Annotated in this window: 15 protein-coding genes; 3 read left to right on the top strand and 12 right to left on the bottom strand. The window is 68.4% G+C overall.

From position 1 onward, the window contains the following. Positions 1–11 precede the first annotated feature (11 nt). From secF to serS, 9 genes are all read right to left on the bottom strand, one after another. Positions 12–1,004, bottom strand: a complete 993-nt coding sequence (gene secF / locus ACIQ1T_RS11985; protein ID WP_395944780.1) for a protein translocase subunit SecF — start codon at positions 1,002–1,004, stop codon at positions 12–14. Continuing rightward, complete coding sequence (secD, locus tag ACIQ1T_RS11980) at positions 1,004–2,596, bottom strand: protein translocase subunit SecD (RefSeq protein ID WP_395944779.1); 1,593 nt, start codon at positions 2,594–2,596, stop codon at positions 1,004–1,006. The genes secF and secD overlap by 1 nt, the downstream gene beginning before the upstream one ends. Before the next feature lie 34 nt (positions 2,597–2,630). Next, entirely contained in the window at positions 2,631–2,948 is a 318-nt protein-coding gene (yajC, locus tag ACIQ1T_RS11975) for a preprotein translocase subunit YajC (protein WP_395944778.1), read from the bottom strand. 168 nt (positions 2,949–3,116) lie between these two features. Next, entirely contained in the window at positions 3,117–4,229 is a 1,113-nt protein-coding gene (locus ACIQ1T_RS11970) for a peptidoglycan DD-metalloendopeptidase family protein (RefSeq protein WP_395944777.1), read from the bottom strand. A gap of 95 nt (positions 4,230–4,324) precedes the next feature. Continuing rightward, positions 4,325–5,026: an OmpA family protein gene (locus ACIQ1T_RS11965; RefSeq protein ID WP_395944776.1), complete on the bottom strand. Its 702-nt coding sequence runs from the start codon at positions 5,024–5,026 to the stop codon at positions 4,325–4,327. Positions 5,027–5,057: 31 nt separating this feature from the next. Then, the gene (locus tag ACIQ1T_RS11960; RefSeq protein ID WP_395944775.1) at positions 5,058–5,702 is read right to left on the bottom strand and encodes a protein-L-isoaspartate(D-aspartate) O-methyltransferase; all 645 of its coding nucleotides are present in this window, start codon (positions 5,700–5,702) and stop codon (positions 5,058–5,060) included. Between the two features lie 166 nt (positions 5,703–5,868). Next, positions 5,869–6,660, bottom strand: a complete 792-nt coding sequence (surE, locus tag ACIQ1T_RS11955; RefSeq protein ID WP_395944774.1) for a 5'/3'-nucleotidase SurE — start codon at positions 6,658–6,660, stop codon at positions 5,869–5,871. A 3-nt stretch (positions 6,661–6,663) separates the two neighbouring features. Then, entirely contained in the window at positions 6,664–7,053 is a 390-nt protein-coding gene (locus ACIQ1T_RS11950; protein ID WP_395944773.1) for a hypothetical protein, read from the bottom strand. A gap of 3 nt (positions 7,054–7,056) precedes the next feature. Then, positions 7,057–8,496, bottom strand: coding sequence for a serine--tRNA ligase (serS, locus tag ACIQ1T_RS11945; RefSeq protein WP_395944772.1), 1,440 nt, complete (start codon positions 8,494–8,496; stop codon positions 7,057–7,059). Positions 8,497–8,786: 290 nt separating this feature from the next. Here serS and ACIQ1T_RS11940 point away from each other — a divergent pair, with 290 nt between their 5' ends. Beyond that, positions 8,787–10,517 (top strand): patatin-like phospholipase family protein, encoded by a 1,731-nt coding sequence (locus ACIQ1T_RS11940; protein WP_395944771.1) that lies wholly within the window; start codon positions 8,787–8,789, stop codon positions 10,515–10,517. A gap of 52 nt (positions 10,518–10,569) precedes the next feature. Here ACIQ1T_RS11940 and ACIQ1T_RS11935 read toward each other — a convergent pair whose 3' ends face one another. Further along, positions 10,570–12,375 carry an aminopeptidase P family protein gene (locus ACIQ1T_RS11935; protein ID WP_395944770.1) on the bottom strand — a complete coding sequence of 602 codons (1,806 nt, stop codon included), beginning with the start codon at positions 12,373–12,375 and terminating at the stop codon, positions 10,570–10,572. Positions 12,376–12,502: 127 nt separating this feature from the next. Between ACIQ1T_RS11935 and ACIQ1T_RS11930 the strand changes: the two genes are divergently transcribed. Next, entirely contained in the window at positions 12,503–13,276 is a 774-nt protein-coding gene (locus ACIQ1T_RS11930; protein WP_395944769.1) for an SDR family NAD(P)-dependent oxidoreductase, read from the top strand. Here the strand turns inward: ACIQ1T_RS11930 and ACIQ1T_RS11925 are convergent, their stop codons facing one another. Further along, the gene (locus ACIQ1T_RS11925) at positions 13,277–14,143 is read right to left on the bottom strand and encodes a 50S ribosomal protein L11 methyltransferase (RefSeq protein WP_395944768.1); all 867 of its coding nucleotides are present in this window, start codon (positions 14,141–14,143) and stop codon (positions 13,277–13,279) included. Between the two features lie 94 nt (positions 14,144–14,237). Between ACIQ1T_RS11925 and ACIQ1T_RS11920 the strand changes: the two genes are divergently transcribed. Next, positions 14,238–14,834: a hypothetical protein gene (locus ACIQ1T_RS11920; protein WP_395944767.1), complete on the top strand. Its 597-nt coding sequence runs from the start codon at positions 14,238–14,240 to the stop codon at positions 14,832–14,834. Between the two features lie 67 nt (positions 14,835–14,901). Here ACIQ1T_RS11920 and ACIQ1T_RS11915 read toward each other — a convergent pair whose 3' ends face one another. Continuing rightward, the gene (locus ACIQ1T_RS11915) at positions 14,902–15,810 is read right to left on the bottom strand and encodes a LysR family transcriptional regulator (protein WP_395944766.1); all 909 of its coding nucleotides are present in this window, start codon (positions 15,808–15,810) and stop codon (positions 14,902–14,904) included. Positions 15,811–15,833 lie beyond the last annotated feature (23 nt).

The following is a 15,833-nucleotide window of genomic DNA, read 5'->3' as shown; positions in this document are numbered from 1 at the left end:
ACGTGCGGGCCTCAGGGACGGCTGGCCATCCCCAGCTTCACCGGTTTGACGTCGTCCGACGCTCCACCGCCTCGCTTCACGCCCCAAAGCAGGATGATCGGCGCGCCGACGTAGATCGACGAATAGGTGCCGATGATGATGCCGAACATCAGGGCGATCGAGAAGCCGAACAGGGCCTCGCCGCCGAAGATGGCCAGGGCCGCCAGCACCATGACGGCGGTGACGCCGGTGATGATGGTCCGCGACAGGGTCTCGTTCAGCGACAGGTCGATCACGTCGCGCAGCGGCATGGTCTTGTACTTGCGCAGATTCTCGCGAAGGCGGTCGAACACCACGACGGTGTCGTTCATCGAATAGCCGATCACGGTCAGGACTGCGGCGACCATGTTCAGGCTGAACTCCAGCCGGAACAGCACGATCAGACCAAAGGTCAGGACCACGTCGTGCAACAGACCGATCACGGCGCCGAAACCGAACTGCGGCTCGAACCGGAACCAGATGTAGAGGAACATCAGGCCCACGGCGACGCCCAGGGCCAGCAGGCCCGAGGTGAAGAGTTCACCCGACACCTTGGAGCCGACGACGCTGACGCCGGAATAGTTCACCGCGCCGACCGTCTGGTTGATCGCGCCTTCGACCTGCTGGACCACCTGGGTCTGGTCGCGGCCTTCCGGCACCTGGAAGCGCAGAATGGCGGTCGAGCCGTCGTCCACGTTCGAGTCACGCCGGGCGATGCCCTGGACCTGAACGTCGCCCAGGTTCAGGCCGTTCACGGCCTCGCGCACCCGGTCCAGCTCGATGGTCTGACCGGCCGGCTTGGACACTTCCATCGAGGCGCCGCCCCGGAAGTCGATGCCCATGTTCAGACCAGGCACGAAGCAGGACACGATCGCCGCGACGCACAGGATCACCGACAGGACGCCGGCGGCCTTCGAGTATTTGACGAAATGAAGATTCGTCTTCTCGGGCAGCAGTTTGATGAGGGGCCATCCACGCATCGCCATCACTCCGCGATCGGCAGTTTTTTGGGCTTGGCTGTCTTGAGCCAGTAGCCGAGCAGAACCTGGGCGACCATCACCGACGAGAACATCGAGGTGAAGACGCCGATTGTCAGGGTCCAGGCGAAGCCGCGCACCGGCCCCTGGCCGAAGGCGAACATGATGCCCGCCGCGACCAAAGTGGTCAGGTTGGCGTCGACGATGGTGCCCATGGCCTTGTTGAAGCCGGCGTCCATCGACGCGATCACGCTGCGGCCCGCCCGCGCCTCGTCACGCATCCGCTCATAGATCAGGACGTTGGCGTCCACGGCCACGGCGAAGGTCAGGATCAGACCGGCGATGCCCGGCAGTGTCAGGGTCGCCTGGGTCAGGGACATGGCCGCCACGATCAGTATGCCGTTCAGGATCAGGCCGAGCACGGACACGCCCCCGAACAGCAGGCCGTAGGCCAGGATCATGAAGATGACGATGATGCCGAAGCCCACGGCCGTCGACAGGGCGCCGGCGGACACGGCGTCCGCGCCCAGTTCGGCGGTGACGGTCCGGCGCTCCTCGACGTTCAGCGGCGCCGGCAGGGCGCCGCCGTTCAGCAGGTTCACCAGGGTCGAGGCTTCCTCGATGGAGAACTGGCCGGTGATCTGGCCCGATCCCGTGGTGATCGCGCTCTGGATCGTCGGGGCCGAGATGACCTTGCCGTCCAGGATGATGGCGAAGGGCTTCTGCAGATTGGCGGCGGTCGCCTCGCCGAAGCGGCGGGCGCCGGCGGCGTCGAAGCGGAAGTCGATGGCCGGGCGGCCGCTCTGGTCCGAGCCGACGCCGGCGCGGGTCAGGTTCTCGCCCGAGACCAGGACGCGCTTCTTGACCAGATAGGGCGTGCCCTGCTCGTCCTGCAGCAGTTCCGAATCCGGCGGCACGCGGCCGGCCATGGCCTCGGTGACCGAATTCTCGACATCGACCATCTGGAAGGTCAGCTGGGCCGTCTGGCCGATGACTTCTTCCAGCTTGGACGGATCGCTCTCGCCCGGCGCCTGGACCACGATCCGGTCGGCGCCCTGGCGGGTGATGGAGGGCTCGCGCGTGCCCAGGCTGTCGATCCGGCGGCGCACCACCTCGATCGACTGATCCACCGCCGTCGCGCCCATTCCGGCCAGGGCCGTGTCCGTATAGGCGAAGCGGATGCGGTTATCGCCCAGACGCGTGGCGGTGCGCTCGACCTGACCGCCCGGTCCGGCGACGCCGGCCAGCTGACGCAGGGCCTCGAAGGCGGCGTTCTGCTGGGCCGGGTTGGCCAGGGTCACCACCACGCCGCCCGCTTCGCGCTGGAAGCCGTTGGTGGCGATCCCGCCGCCGTTCAGCGTGACCCGCACGTCCTCGATCAGGTTGGTGATGCGCTTCTCGCGCATCTGCGGCACATCGACTTCCAGCAGCAGGTACGACCCGCCCTGCAGGTCCAGCCCCAGGTTCAGGGCGTTCTTCGGCAGCCAGCCCGGCAGGGCCGCGCGCTGGGCGGGGCTGAGCAGGTTGGGATAGGCCAGCAGGCAGCCGATCACCAGCGAGGCGACGACGAGGGTGACTTTCCAGCGCGAGAGCTGAATCATGAGGGCGGTCTCGGTTCAGCGATACGCGAAGGTATCAGGCCTTGGAGTCGTTGGCGGCGATGGCCGTGCGGTTGCGCACCTCGGCGATCATCGTCTTGACGACGCGGACGTTGACGCTGGGCGCGATCTCGACATTGACCTCGGCGTCCTCGACGCGGGTCACCTTGCCGATCATGCCGCTGGACAGGACGATCACGTCGCCGCGCTTGACGGCGGTGATGGCGGCCGCGTGTTCCTTGGCGCGCTTCTGCTGCGGACGGATCAGCAGGAAGTAGAACAGGATGAAGATGGCGACGATCGGCAGGAACTGCATGATCACGGCCATCATGCCGCCGTCAGCTGGGGCGCCCATGGGTAGTCTCCGAACACGAGGGGGACAGCCCTCGTCGGCGCCCCATTAAAACGAGGCGCGGAACCTAGGGCCGACCTTCACGGATTGCAACGTGGCTGGAGCCTGATCGTGTCGGACGAAACCGCGCAGCGGCCGGGCGACGGGTGAATCAGGCGCGCAAACCTGCCGTCAGCGCGGCAACACGGTCAGAGGATCCACCGCGACGGGATCGTCGCCGCGCATCTGGCGGGTCTCGAAATGGATCGAGGGCCGGCCGTCGCCGGCGGTCAGGCCGACGGTGCCGATCTGCTGGCCCGCGCGCACGTCGTCGCCGTCCTTCACCGTCGCCGAGCCCAGATGGCCATAAACCGTGCGCCAGCCGCCGTTGTGGACGATCAGCACCGTCAGCCCCTGACCTACCAGGTCGTCGCCGACATAGGCCACGCGGCCTGCGGCCGAGGCGCTGACCGCCGCTCCGGCGGACGCCCCGATATTGATGCCGTTGTTGCGCTCCCCCATGCCGACCGGACCGAACCGGCGCACCACATCGCCGCGCACCGGCCACTGCAGGGCGATGGGGCCGCCGGCGACCGGCGCCGTGGTCGTCGGGGCCGTGGCCACCGGGGGGCGCGCCCCGCTCGAGGCCGGATAGGTCGGGCGTGTCTGGGCGGGAAGCGCCGCATTTCCCGACGGCGGAGGCGGCGGAGGCGGCGGAGCCATGCCGGCATTGGGCACCAGGACCCCGGCCGGCGAGGTGCCGGTCGCATAGGGATCGCGCCCGGTGTCGACGGCCGCGTCGGGCAGGATGATTCGCTGTCCGGTCGAGATCGCGCCGCGCGGCCCCAGGCCGTTCAGGTCGATCAGGGTCTGGACCGGCGTCTGGAACCGCCGCCCGACGCCCGAGATGGTGTCGCCCGGCTGGATCACATAGGCGGCGCCCGGGGTGACCACGGTCGAGGGCTGGCTCGGATAGGTCGAGGCCGGCGGCGGCGCATAGGTCGGTTGGGCCGGGGTCACGACGACCGGCGGGGGCAGGCTTCCGCCCTCGACCTGACCGACCGGCGCCGTCACCGGCGGCTGCTGATAGGGCTGGGTCTGGTAGGGCTGACCTTGGGGTTGCCCCTGGGGGTAGACGGGCTGGCCGTATGGTCCCTGCTGCGGTGGCGGAGGATAGGCCCCCTGCCCGGCCGGCGTCGGTCGCGTCGAATACCGGGGCTCGGACGGATAGGTCATACAGGCCGCCGCGCTCATCGAGGCGCCCGCGATCAGCACCGCTCTCATCCAGCCCGAAATCACCGCCACCGGCCGCTCCTCACATGGTTAAACTCGCCAAAGGGTGTGCCCGCTCGCGCCCTCGAAGCCAAGCCCGCAATCTTCGCCAAAATGGGGCGCGAAGGTTAACGGCGCGGAAGGCGCATATCGATCCACACCCGCCTGTTCAGCGGTTCGGCGGTTTCGTCGGGCGTCGGCTTGGCAAGTCGGGTCTCGCCATAGGCGTTTCGCTCGATGTCTTCTTCATGGACGCCCAGACGGATGAAGGCGTCAGCGACGGCGTCCACACGGCGGCGGCTCAAGGCCAGATTTGGTCCAACGCCCCCCGACGTATCGGTATAGCCGTCCAATATCACCCGCATCCCTCGCCGATAAGTGGCGGCATAGGTCTGCAACTGGATCCACCCCCTTGGATCGAGCACAGCGCTACCGCTGTCGAAAAACACCCCGTAATAGTGCCACATCCGCAGCGGTGCCCGCCTGTCGAGCCCGCGTATCGTGATCGCGGCGCATTCGGACATCCCCGTCTCATAAGGCGTCAGGATTTCGATCGCTGGCGAGAAACCGGCTCTGATGGCCTCCAAATAGACGACGCGGGACCGCTCGACCGCGACAGGATCGGCCTCGTCATAATCTGCCTGACGCTGCAGCGTAGCCACACTGGAAAATCTCGGCGCCGCCTCCATGGCGGCGTGCGCCTCGCGGAGGGCGCGATAGGCTTCAGGCTTCAGGATCGCGCCCTCGTCGAAACAGACCGGCCAAGTTTGGGCCCGCGCACTCGCGGCGAAGGTGATCAGTATCAGCGTGGCCAGGATCGCACGGAGCATGGCGCGATCCTGCGATCTCGCCTCAAGGTTGTCACCCCTCCTTCGCCGTCCCCTCGACCAGGGGCACGAACCGCACCTCGGTCAGGCTCTCGCGGCGGAAAGAGCCGTCGGACTGGCCCACGTAGCGGTGCAGCATCTGCACCGAGGTCCGGCCCACCGGCGCGACCAGCACCCCGTTCGGCTTCAGCTGTTTCAGCAGTTCGGTCGGCTCGGTCGGGGACGCGGCCGTGACCATGATCCGGTCGAAGGGCGCCTGTTCGGCCCAGCCCAGACCGCCGTCGCCGTGTTTGGTGATGACATTGTCGATCTCCAGCGTCCGCAGCTTCGCCTCGGCCTCGACCAGCAGGCTGCGATAGCGTTCGACCGAATAGACATAGCGCGCCAGCCGGCTCAGCACCGCGCACTGATAGCCGCTGCCCGTGCCGATCTCGAGCACACGGTGCCGCGGCTGGACGTCCAGGGCCTGGGTCATCAGACCGACGATATAGGGCTGGCTGATCGTCTGGGCGCAGTCGATCGGCAGTGCCTGATCCTCCCAGGCCTGGTCGAGGAATTTCTCGTGCACGAAGACCGCCCGGTCGATGCTCTCCATCGCCGTCAGCACGCGCGGGTCCGTGACCCCCTGCTGACGCAGCGACAGGATCAGCCGACCGGCGCGGTCGTCGTGCAGATTCATGCCAATCCTCCCCCGTCGGGGGAGGGGGACCGCGGCGCCCTTGCGCCGTGGTGGAGGGGGCAGGACCGGACTGGATGTATAAGGTCAGGCGACGGCGCGCGGTTCCCCCCCCTGCACCGCTCCGCGGTCCCCCTCCCCCGACGGGGGAGGATTTCAGCGCGCACGATCATGCGACAGCCACCGTCTTCGGCGGCGCCCCGCCCAGCACCTTCTTCAGGTCGTGGACGCTCGACATATGGGTCAGGTCGATATGCAGCGGCGTGACCGAGATCCGCCCCTCGTCGATGGCGCGCAGATCGGTGCCCTCGGGGTGATCCTGCTTCTCGCCGCGGAAACTCATCCAGTAGTAGTCGCGGCCGCGCAGATCGGTGCGGCGCACGGCGTGCATCTCGCCCACGTCGCGCAGGCCTTGAGTCGTCACCTCGACCTGCTCCACCTTCTCGGGCGGCAGATTGGGGAAGTTGACGTTCATCACCACGCCCGGCGCCCATTTCTGCTCCAGCAGGCGCGAGATGATGGCCGGGGCGAAGGCCTCGGCCGTCTCCCAGTGGGCGACCACCTCGTCGTGGAACCGTTCCAGGCTCTGGCTCAGGGCGATGGAGCGGATGCCGAAGGCCATGCCCTGCAGCGCCCCCGCCACCGTGCCCGAGAAGCTGACGTCCTCGCCGATATTATGCCCCCGGTTGACGCCCGACAGCACCAGGTCCGGCTTCTCCGGCATCAGGTCGTTGACCGCCAGAACCACGCAGTCGGTCGGCGTCCCCGTCACGGCGAACCGCTTCTCGCCCAGGTTCAGCACCCGCAGCGGTTCGGTCAGGGTGATCCCCCGCCCCTTGGCCGATTGCTCGACCGCAGGCGCGCAGACCCAGATGTCGTCGCTCAGGGTGCGGGCGATCCGCTCGAGCGAAGCCAGGCCCTCGGCCTCGATCCCGTCGTCGTTGGTCAGGAGGATACGCATCGACTAGCGCAGCACCCGCACAGCGTCCGCCTTGATGACGTGGTCGGCGCGACATTGGTTCGAAATGCGCGCGCCCTGGTGCAGCATTGTCTGCGCGCCGTCACGTCCGTTCCAGGCCACGGCGCGGCCGGTGAAGACCACCTTGGAGCCGCTCAGATCACGGGCCGTATCCTGCAAATCGCGCGGCAGGGCGCCGCTGACACACCGCAGAGCCGACGGCATGCCGCGCAGGTCGCGCTGTTCCTGGAACAACTGGAACTCGCCGTGCGACACCCGCACCCAGCCGGTGAATTCGGTCGCGGACGGATCCAGATCGGGATTGGCCAGGGTCGGAGCGGTGGCGCATCCCGCGAGAGCGGCGACCGCGACGGCGATCAGGCTGAGCGTCTTCATGGGTCAGGCTCCTCCGACATGGGTCAGACCGCCCATATAGGGCTTCAGCACGGCGGGAACGGCGATGCGACCGTCCTCCTGCTGATAATTCTCCATGATCGCCACCAGGGTCCGGCCGACCGCCAGGCCCGAACCGTTCAGCGTATGGACGAACTCGGTCTTCTTCTCGCCGGCGCGCTTGAACCGGGCGTCCATGCGCCGGGCCTGGAAGTCGCCGCAGTTCGAGCAGGAGCTGATCTCGCGATAGGTGTTCTGGCTGGGCAGCCAGACCTCCAGATCGAAGGTCTTCTGGGCCGAGAATCCCATGTCGCCCTTGCACAGCAGCATCCGTCGGAACGGCAGCTCCAGCGCCTTCAGCACGGCTTCAGCGCAGGCCGTCATCCGCTCGTGCTCGGCGTCGGAATCCTCGGGCCGGGCGATGGAGACCATCTCGACCTTGGAGAACTGGTGCTGGCGGATCAGGCCGCGCGTATCCCGCCCCGCCGAGCCGGCCTCGGCCCGGAAACAGGGCGTCAGGGCCGTCATCCGCATCGGCGTCGCCAGATCGTCCTCGGACAGGATCTGCTCGCGCACGAGATTGGTCAGGGAGACTTCGGCGGTGGGGATGAGGTAACGGCGCTCATCTACGTATTCGGCATCCAGAGCGGCAAGAAAGTGATCTCTAGACTGGGTAACGGCATCAAACTCGAAAACGCCGAGTGGGCTTCCCAAAAACTCATTTCGTAGGGGAGCTCCGACATTGTTCCAGTCGACACGGCCCACAGTGCTGGTCGCGAAGAACAAATCATCGGCAAATTTCGGCAACTGACCAGTGCCGAACATAGCCTCCTTTCGCACCAACAGCGGCGGGTTCACTTCCAGATACCCGTGCTGGTCCGTCTGCATGTCGAGCATGAACTGGCCTACGGCCCGTTCCAGCCGCGCCAGCTGCCCCTTAACCACCGCGAACCGCGCGCCCGACATCTTGGCCGCCGCCTCGAAGTCCAGCAGGCCCAGGGCCTCGCCCAGGTCGGCGTGATCCTTAGCCGGGCCGCCGTCGCGCGGCGCGCCCCAGCGCGAGACCTCGACATTGCCCGCCTCGTCCTCGCCGTCCGGCACATTGTCGGCGGCCAGGTTCTTCTGGGCCGCCAGCAGGTCTCGCAGCTCCTTGCCGACGCGGGCCTCGATCTCGGCGGCGGCGGCGATGTCGCCCTTCAGGGCCTCGACCTCGGCCTTCAGACGGTCGGCCTCGTCCATGTCCTTGCGGCCCATGGCGGCGCCGATCAGCTTGGAGGCGGCGTTGCGCTTGGACAGGGCGTCCTGGCCCGTCGTCTGGGCATGGCGCAGTTCGGCGTCCAGCCGCAGGATGTCGGCGACCAGACCGTCGGCCTCGTCCACGCCGCGCGACGACCAGCCCGCCACGTAAACCTGGGGGTTCTCGCGAATGGCTCTGATGTCGTGCATGGTCTGAAACTTCGGTCAGGCGGGAGAAGCCGAACGCTCTACCCGCCCCGGCGGAGTCGGGCAACGGACGAAGCCTGAAAGACCCTCTCCCGTTTGCGGGGGAGGTGTCGCGTCGATCGGCGCAGCCGATCCAGCGACGGAGGGGGAAGTCTTCTTCTTGAAGGAAGCTGAACTCCCCCCATCGTGAGGCGTCTCGCTACGCTCGCCGAGCTGACACTTCCCCCGCAAGCGGGGGAAGGACGAAGCCGAAGCCAATTCTCCAACGCCGGAATCTCTCCTACAACCACACCATGACGCCGCTTCGCCCCGACACCCTGGCCGCCGCCCTGTCGCGCATCTTCGAAGGCAAGATGATCGACCGCGCCAGCTGGTTCGCCCTGACCGGCGGGGAGCAGTTGTTCGCGGCGGGGGATCCGGCCGACACCCTGTATCTGGTCCGGTCGGGCCGTCTGGGCGTCTTCCACACCGAGGAGAACCAGCCGGCCCAGTTGGTCGGGGTGATCCGGCCCGGCGAGCCGGTCGGCGAAATGGCCATGCTGGCCGGCACGCCCCACACCGCTCATGTGGTCGCCCTGCGCGACACCGAGATCCTGGCCCTGCCGCGCGAAGCCTTCTTCGAGGCGGCCCGGACCGAACCCGACCTGATGGTCGAACTGTCGCGGCTGATGATCCACCGCGCCCGCGAGCGCAGCGGCGGGGCGGCCGAACCCAGCGTCTTCGGCTTCGTCTCGGCCCGCCCGCGGCCGATCCGCGCCTTCGTCGAGCGGATCGCCGCCGCCGTCCAGGCCATGGGCTTCACCTGCCGCGTCATCGACCAGTCGGCCCTGTCCTCGGCCGCCGAATGGTTCAGCCGGGTCGAGGACGACCACGACTATGTCCTCTATGTCGCCGAACAGGACCAGCCGGCCTGGTCCGAACTGTGCGCCCGCCAGGTGGACCGGCTGTTCATCGTCGGCAGCGGCCTGCTGGCCCCGCCCGGAAACCTGCCGCGCCGGGTCGGCTTCGGCGACGGGCGCAGGCTGACCGACCTGATCCTGCTGCGCGATCCGCGCATGATCACGCCCGCCAACACCCGCGTCTGGCTGGACGCGCTGCAGCCCGACCGCTGGTTCCACTGTGTCTCGGGCGTCGCCGCCGACACCGAGCGGATGGCCCGCGTCATCACCGGCACCTCGATCGGCCTGGTCCTGTCCGGCGGCGGGGCGCGGGCCTATTGCCACATGGGGGCGGTCAAGGCGCTGGAAGAGGCCAAGGTCCCGCTCGACTTCCTCGGCGGCTCGTCCATGGGCGCCGTGGTCGCCGCCGGCCCGGCCCTGGGCTGGTCCTTTGAGCGGCTGGACTACGAGATCCGCCGCGCCTTCGTCGACTCCGACCCCCTGTCCGACTTGGCCTTCCCGATCATCGCCATGAGCCGCGCCCGCAAGGTCGCCGGCCTGCTGGAGCGGGCCTATGGCGACATCGATTTAGCCGACCTGCCCCTGCCCTTCTTCGCCGTCTCGGCCAATCTGACCTCGGGCAGCATCCAGGTGCACCGCTCGGGCCTGATGCGCCGGGCCATGCGCGCCTCCATCGCCATTCCCGGCGTGCTGCCTCCGGTGGTGATGAACGGCCAGGTCCTGGTCGACGGCGCGGTGCTGAAGAATTTTCCGACCAGCGTGATGCGCCAGCTGAACAGCGGCCCCATCGTCGGTGTCGACATGTCCCAGACGCGCGGCGTCGATCCCGGCACTCTGGAAAACCCGCCGTCCTGGTGGAAATGGGTGCTGAGCGGCGCCTGGAAGTCGGGCCCGCCCATCGTCTCCATCCTGATGCGGTCGGCGACCATCACCACAGACGCCGAGATGGAACAGTCCCGCGCCGAGGCCGATGTGCTGATCCTGCCCCGGATCGAGGGCTCCGACATCCGCGACTGGAAGGCCTATGACGCACCCGTCGCCGCCGGCTATGCGGCGACGAAAGCCGCGCTGGCGGACCTGAAGACCCCGATCACCCATCTGAGGCGGCGGGTTCCGGCCCACTGATCTCATATTTCCGCTCATCCCCGCGAAAGCGGGATGAGCGGTGGTTAGAACCTCACAGGGGAGCGCAAACCTGTTCCAGCCAGGCCTTGGCCTCGCCGTCCAGCAGCGGCCCGACCTTGGCCAGGGTCTCGGCGTGATAGGCGTCGACATAGGCCCGTTCGTCCGGGGTCAGCAGGCCGACCTCGATCAGCTTGCGGTCGATCGGGGCGAAGGTCAGCTGCTCGAAGCCGTGCATCGGCCGTTCGCCGCCCTCGGGAACCACGGCCGGCGTCACCACCTGCAGGGTCTCGATGCGGATGCCCCAGTGGCCTTCGCGGTAATAGCCGGGCTCGTTGGACAGGATCATCCCCTCCAGCAGCGGCTGGGACGTGCCCCATTTGGCGATCCGCTGCGGACCCTCGTGGACCCCCAGATAGGAGCCGACGCCGTGGCCGGTGCCGTGATCGTAATCCAGCCCCGCCGCCCACATCGGCGCCCGCGCGATGGCGTCCAGGGCCATGCCGCTGGTCCCGGCCGGGAAGCGGATCACGGCCATGGCCACATGGGCCTTCAGGACCAGGGTGAACTTGTGGCGCTGATCGGCCGTGGCTTCGCCGACCGCCATGGTCCGCGTCACATCGGTCGTGCCGTCCAGATACTGACCGCCGCCGTCGACCAGCAGCAGCGAGCCCTTCTCGATGCGGCGGATCTTGTCGCCGACCGGCTTGTAGTGCGGCAGGGCGCCGTTCGGCCCGGCCCCGGCGATGGTGTCGAAGCTCAGATCCTTCAGCGCGCCGGTGGCCTCGCGGAAGCCCTCCAGAGTCTCGACCACCTCGCGTTCGGTCGGCAGGGTCTCCTGGGCCGTCGTATCGACCCAGTGCAGGAAGCGGCTCAGCGCGGCCCCGTCGCGAATATGGGCCTGACGGCTGCCCTCGATCTCGACCGCGTTCTTGACGGCGCGCGGCACGGCGCAGGGATCGGCGGCCCGCACCACGGTCGCGCCCGCCGTCTCCAGCCGGTCGAAATACCAGGCCGAGGACAGGCCCGGATCGATCATCACCTTCTTGCCGCCCAGACCGTCCAGCGCCTTGGCCAGACGCTCCGGCGCCTCAAGCTGGACATCGTCGCCCAGCCAGGCCGGCAGTTCGTTCGTCACCTTGGCCGGGTCGAGGAACAGACGGGCCTTGCCGTCGCTGTCCAGCACGGCCTGACCGATCGGCAGGGGTGAGCGGATCACGTCGCCGCCGCGCACATTGAACAGCCAGGCGATGGACATGGGCGCGGTCAGGACCACGGCGTCGGCCCCGGCCTCGGCGACCGCCTTGCCGATCCGCGCCCGCTTCGCCGCATGGCTCTCGCCGGCGTAGGCGTCCTCGTGCGGCACGACCGGCGCGCTCGGCTGGGCGGGGCGGTCCGCGCCCCAGGCCAGGTCCAGCGGATTGGCGGCCACGGCCTTCAGGCTGGCGCCGACCTTCTCGGCCGCCGCCTTCAGGGCGACCAGGGCGTCGGGGCTGTGCAGCTTCGGATCATAGCCGATCACCTGACCCGCGGTCGCGGTTCCGAGATAGGCGGCGACGTCGTTCAGGTCGCGCCGTTCGAACAGGGCCGGATCGGTCTGGGCCTTGACCTGAACCGTATAGCGGCCGTCGGTGAACATGCTGGCCCGGTCCTGGAAGACCACGGCCGACCCGGCCGAGCCGGTGAAGCCGGTGGCCCAGGCCAGACGCTCGTTGGCGTCGGGCAGATACTCGTTCTGGTGCTCGTCCTCGTGCGGGATCAGGAAGCCGTCCAGCTCCTGGGCCTTCATCTGGGCGCGGAGCAGAGGCAGGTGCTGGGCCCCGAAGGACGGATCGGTGGTTTCATCAAAGGTCTGGCGCATGGCCCTGACCTAGGCCGACACGGCGTTCCGCTCAAGCCGCCGATTGACGATCAAAATCTGCTGATGGAACGGCCCGCCGCCGGTCCGGTTGTCCTCGCATCTCCAGAACAACAGAAGGAACAATGCGATGACACGTTTCGCAGGAAAGACCGTGATCGTCACCGGCGCCGGTTCGGGCATCGGTCAGGCGACAGCTCGCCGCTTCGCCTCGGAAGGCGCCAATGTCCTGGCCGCTGATCAGGACGCCGACGGCCTGGCCGAGACCCTGTCCGGCCTCGACGCCTCGCGGGTGATCACCCTCGTCGTCGATGTGGCGAATCAGGACGAGGTCGAGGCCATGGTGAAGGCGGCCGTCGACCGCTTCGGCCGACTGGACGTGATCCACAACAACGCCGGCGTCGGCTGCGACGGCGCGATCGAGGACATGAAGCTGGAGGACTATCGCAAGGTCCTGGCCGTCAATGTCGACGGCGTCCTGTTCGGCTGCAAGGCCGCCTATCCCGAGCTGAAGAAGACCAAGGGCTGTATCGTCAACACCGCCTCGATCTCGGGCCTGGGCGGCGACAGCGAGATGCTGGGCTACAACATCTCCAAGGGCGCGGTGGCCAATCTGACCCGCGCCATCGCCCGCGACAGCGGCAAGCACGGCATCCGCGTCAACGCCGTGGCCCCTACCCTGGTCCACACCGGCATGACCGCCGAGATGGAGGACAACAGGCCGCTGATGGACGAGTTCGCCAAGCTGATCCCGCTGGGACGCGGCGCCCAGCCCGAGGAGATCGCCGCCGTCGTCGCCTTCCTGGCCAGCGACGACGCCAGCTTCGTGCACGGCCATGTGCTGTCGGTCGACGGCGGCCTTTTCGCCTCGACCGGCCAGCCGGACTTCAGCCTGTTCGACTGATCAGCCCATCCGTCGCAGCACCAGGGCGCTCCAGGCGTCGTGGTGGATGCGCTTTTCCAGGCGGAAGCCGCGTGACGTATAGGCCGCCGTCACGCGGCGCTCCTGCGTCCGCAGCAGGCCCGACAGGATGGCGACGCCGCCCAGGTTCAGGGCCATCTTGATGTCCTGCGACAGGGCCACCAGCGGCGGGGCCAGGATATTGGCGAAGACCAGATCGTAGGGCCCGTGCTTTCGGACCCGTTGGTCGTTCAGGCCCGAGGCGTGGACGAAACTGGCGTGCGCCTGGTTCAGGGCCGCGTTCTCGTTGGCGATCCGCACCGACGGGGCGTCGATATCGGTGCCGACCGCGATCCGGCTGCCGGTGCGCGCCGCCGCTATGGCCAGAACGCCCGTGCCGCAGCCGACGTCCAGCACCCGCTCGAACCGCTCGCGCTTCAGCAGGTCGTCGAAGGCCTCCAGACAGCCGACCGTCGTGCCGTGGTGGCCGGTGCCGAAGGCGGCGCCGGCGTCGATCTTCAGATTGATGCTGTTGGGCGGCACCCGCCCCTCGTCGTGCGCCCCATAGACGAAGAAGCGCCCGGCCCGCACCGGCGGCAGACCCGACAGGGACATGGCCAGCCAGTCGGCGTCGGCCAGCTTCTCCACCGAGACGGTGACCGGATAGTCGGCCAGGGTGGCCTTCAGCCCCTCGACCTCGTCCTCGGTGGTCGGGAAGGCGTCGATGCGCCAGATGTTGCGATCCTCGTCCTCCTCCAGAATCGAATAGGTCGCGCCCTCCAACATGGGGTCGGCGTCGATGGCGGATGCGGCGGCCTCGGCGCTTTCACGCGGGCCACGTGCGATTATCTGAACTGCGGACTCGGACATTTCTCAAACACCGGTATCATGACGAATCGTTGCGACCCGGCGTTTTGTCGGCCCGCGTGTCGCGTTCGTCTAAACCGAGGGGTCGGGGAAATACATGGCCAAAGCACCGTCTACGTCTAAACCTGCCGCTGAAAAGCCGGCGACCGCCAAGAAAGCCGCGCCGAAAGCCGCTGCGCCCAAGGCCGTGAAGCCCGCCGCCGCGTCGAAAGCCGCGACCGCCAAGGCCGCTCCGGCCAAGGCTGCGGCCCCCAAGGCTGCGACCAAGCCCGCCGCTGCACCGAAGCCCGCCGCCAAGCCGGCCGCAAAGGCCGCTGCGCCGAAAGCTGCGGCCAAGCCCGCCGCCGTGAAGACCGCCGCGCCCAAGGCTGCGCCGAAGACGACGGCTGCGAAGCCCGCCGCCAAGCCCGCCCCGAAGGCCGCCCCGAAGGCTGCGCCCAAGACCGCCGCCGCCAAGCCGGCCGCCAAGGTCGCTGCACCAAAGGCCGCCGCGCCCAAGGCTGCGGCTCCGAAGCCCGTCGCACCCGCCGTCGCCCCGACGCCCGCTCCTGCGGTCGCTCCGGTCGCCGCCGCGCCTGCGCCCAAGCCCGTCGAAGCTCCGAAGCCGGCTCCGGCCGCCGCTCCGGCGCCCAAGGCGGAAGAGCCCAAGGGCTTCTTCGCCAAGCTGGGCGACATGATCTTCGGCAAGCGCTGATCCTGGCTCCGGACTGAAGACAGCATCCCCGGACGGTTCGCCGTCCGGGGATTTTCTTTGCCGGCCCTCAGCGCAGCCGTTCGGCCAGGAAGTCGACGAAGACCCGCACTCGCGCCGGCGTATTGGCCCCGCCGACAAAGACCGCGTGGATCGGCTCGCGGTCGCCGGGATTGAACGCCTCCAGCAGCGGCACCAGCCGCCCCTCGGCGATGGCGTCGCCGACGCTGAAATGCCCGACCCGGGTCACCCCCACTCCCGCCAGGGCCAGTTGGGTCAGGGTCTCGCCGTTGTTGGCCTCGACCGGCCCGCGCACCGTCAGGGCGTACTCCCGTCCGTCCCGTCTGAACGGCCAGACCGGATCGGCCCGGCGGAAGTTGAAGTTCAGGCAGTCATGGTCGTGCAGGTCCTCGGGAATCTGCGGCGTCCCCCGCCGCGCCAGATAATCGGGCGCGGCCACGATCGTCCGCCCCGTGTCGCCCAGCCGCCGCGCCATCAGCGGACTGTCGGACAGATGTCCGAACCGGATCGCCACATCCGCCTGCCCCGCCGCCACATCGACCACCACATCGGTCAGATTGATGTCGACCAGGATGTGCGGATACAGGCGCGTGAACGCCCCCAGCAGAGGCACCACCTGCTGACGCCCATGGGCCAGCGAGGCGCTGACCCTCAACCGCCCGCGCGGCGCGCCCTGATCGGCGATGCTCTGTTCGGCGTCGTCCAGATCGACCAGAATCCGCCGCGCCGCCCCCAGATAGGCCTGGCCCTCGGCCGTCAGGGTCAGGACCCGCGTCGTCCGCAGCATCAGCCGCACGCCCAGCCGCGCCTCGATCCGGTCCAGAGTCCGGCTGATCGCCGAAGGGGTCAGCCCCAGGGCCCGCCCGGCGGCCGAGAAACTGCCGGCGCCCGCCACCGTCGCAAAGACCTCCATCTCGCGGGCGCGATCCACGCCGACTGGCTGCGTCTTTGCGTTCATGTCAAAAATCCTTGGCCTGAGCT

The sequence above is a fragment of the Brevundimonas sp. genome (assembly GCF_044336875.1).
In the GTDB taxonomy this organism is placed as follows: Bacteria; Pseudomonadota; Alphaproteobacteria; order Caulobacterales; family Caulobacteraceae; genus Brevundimonas.
The sequence above is the reverse complement of the archived record's forward strand: the minus strand, read 5'-3'. Positions and strand labels throughout refer to the sequence as shown.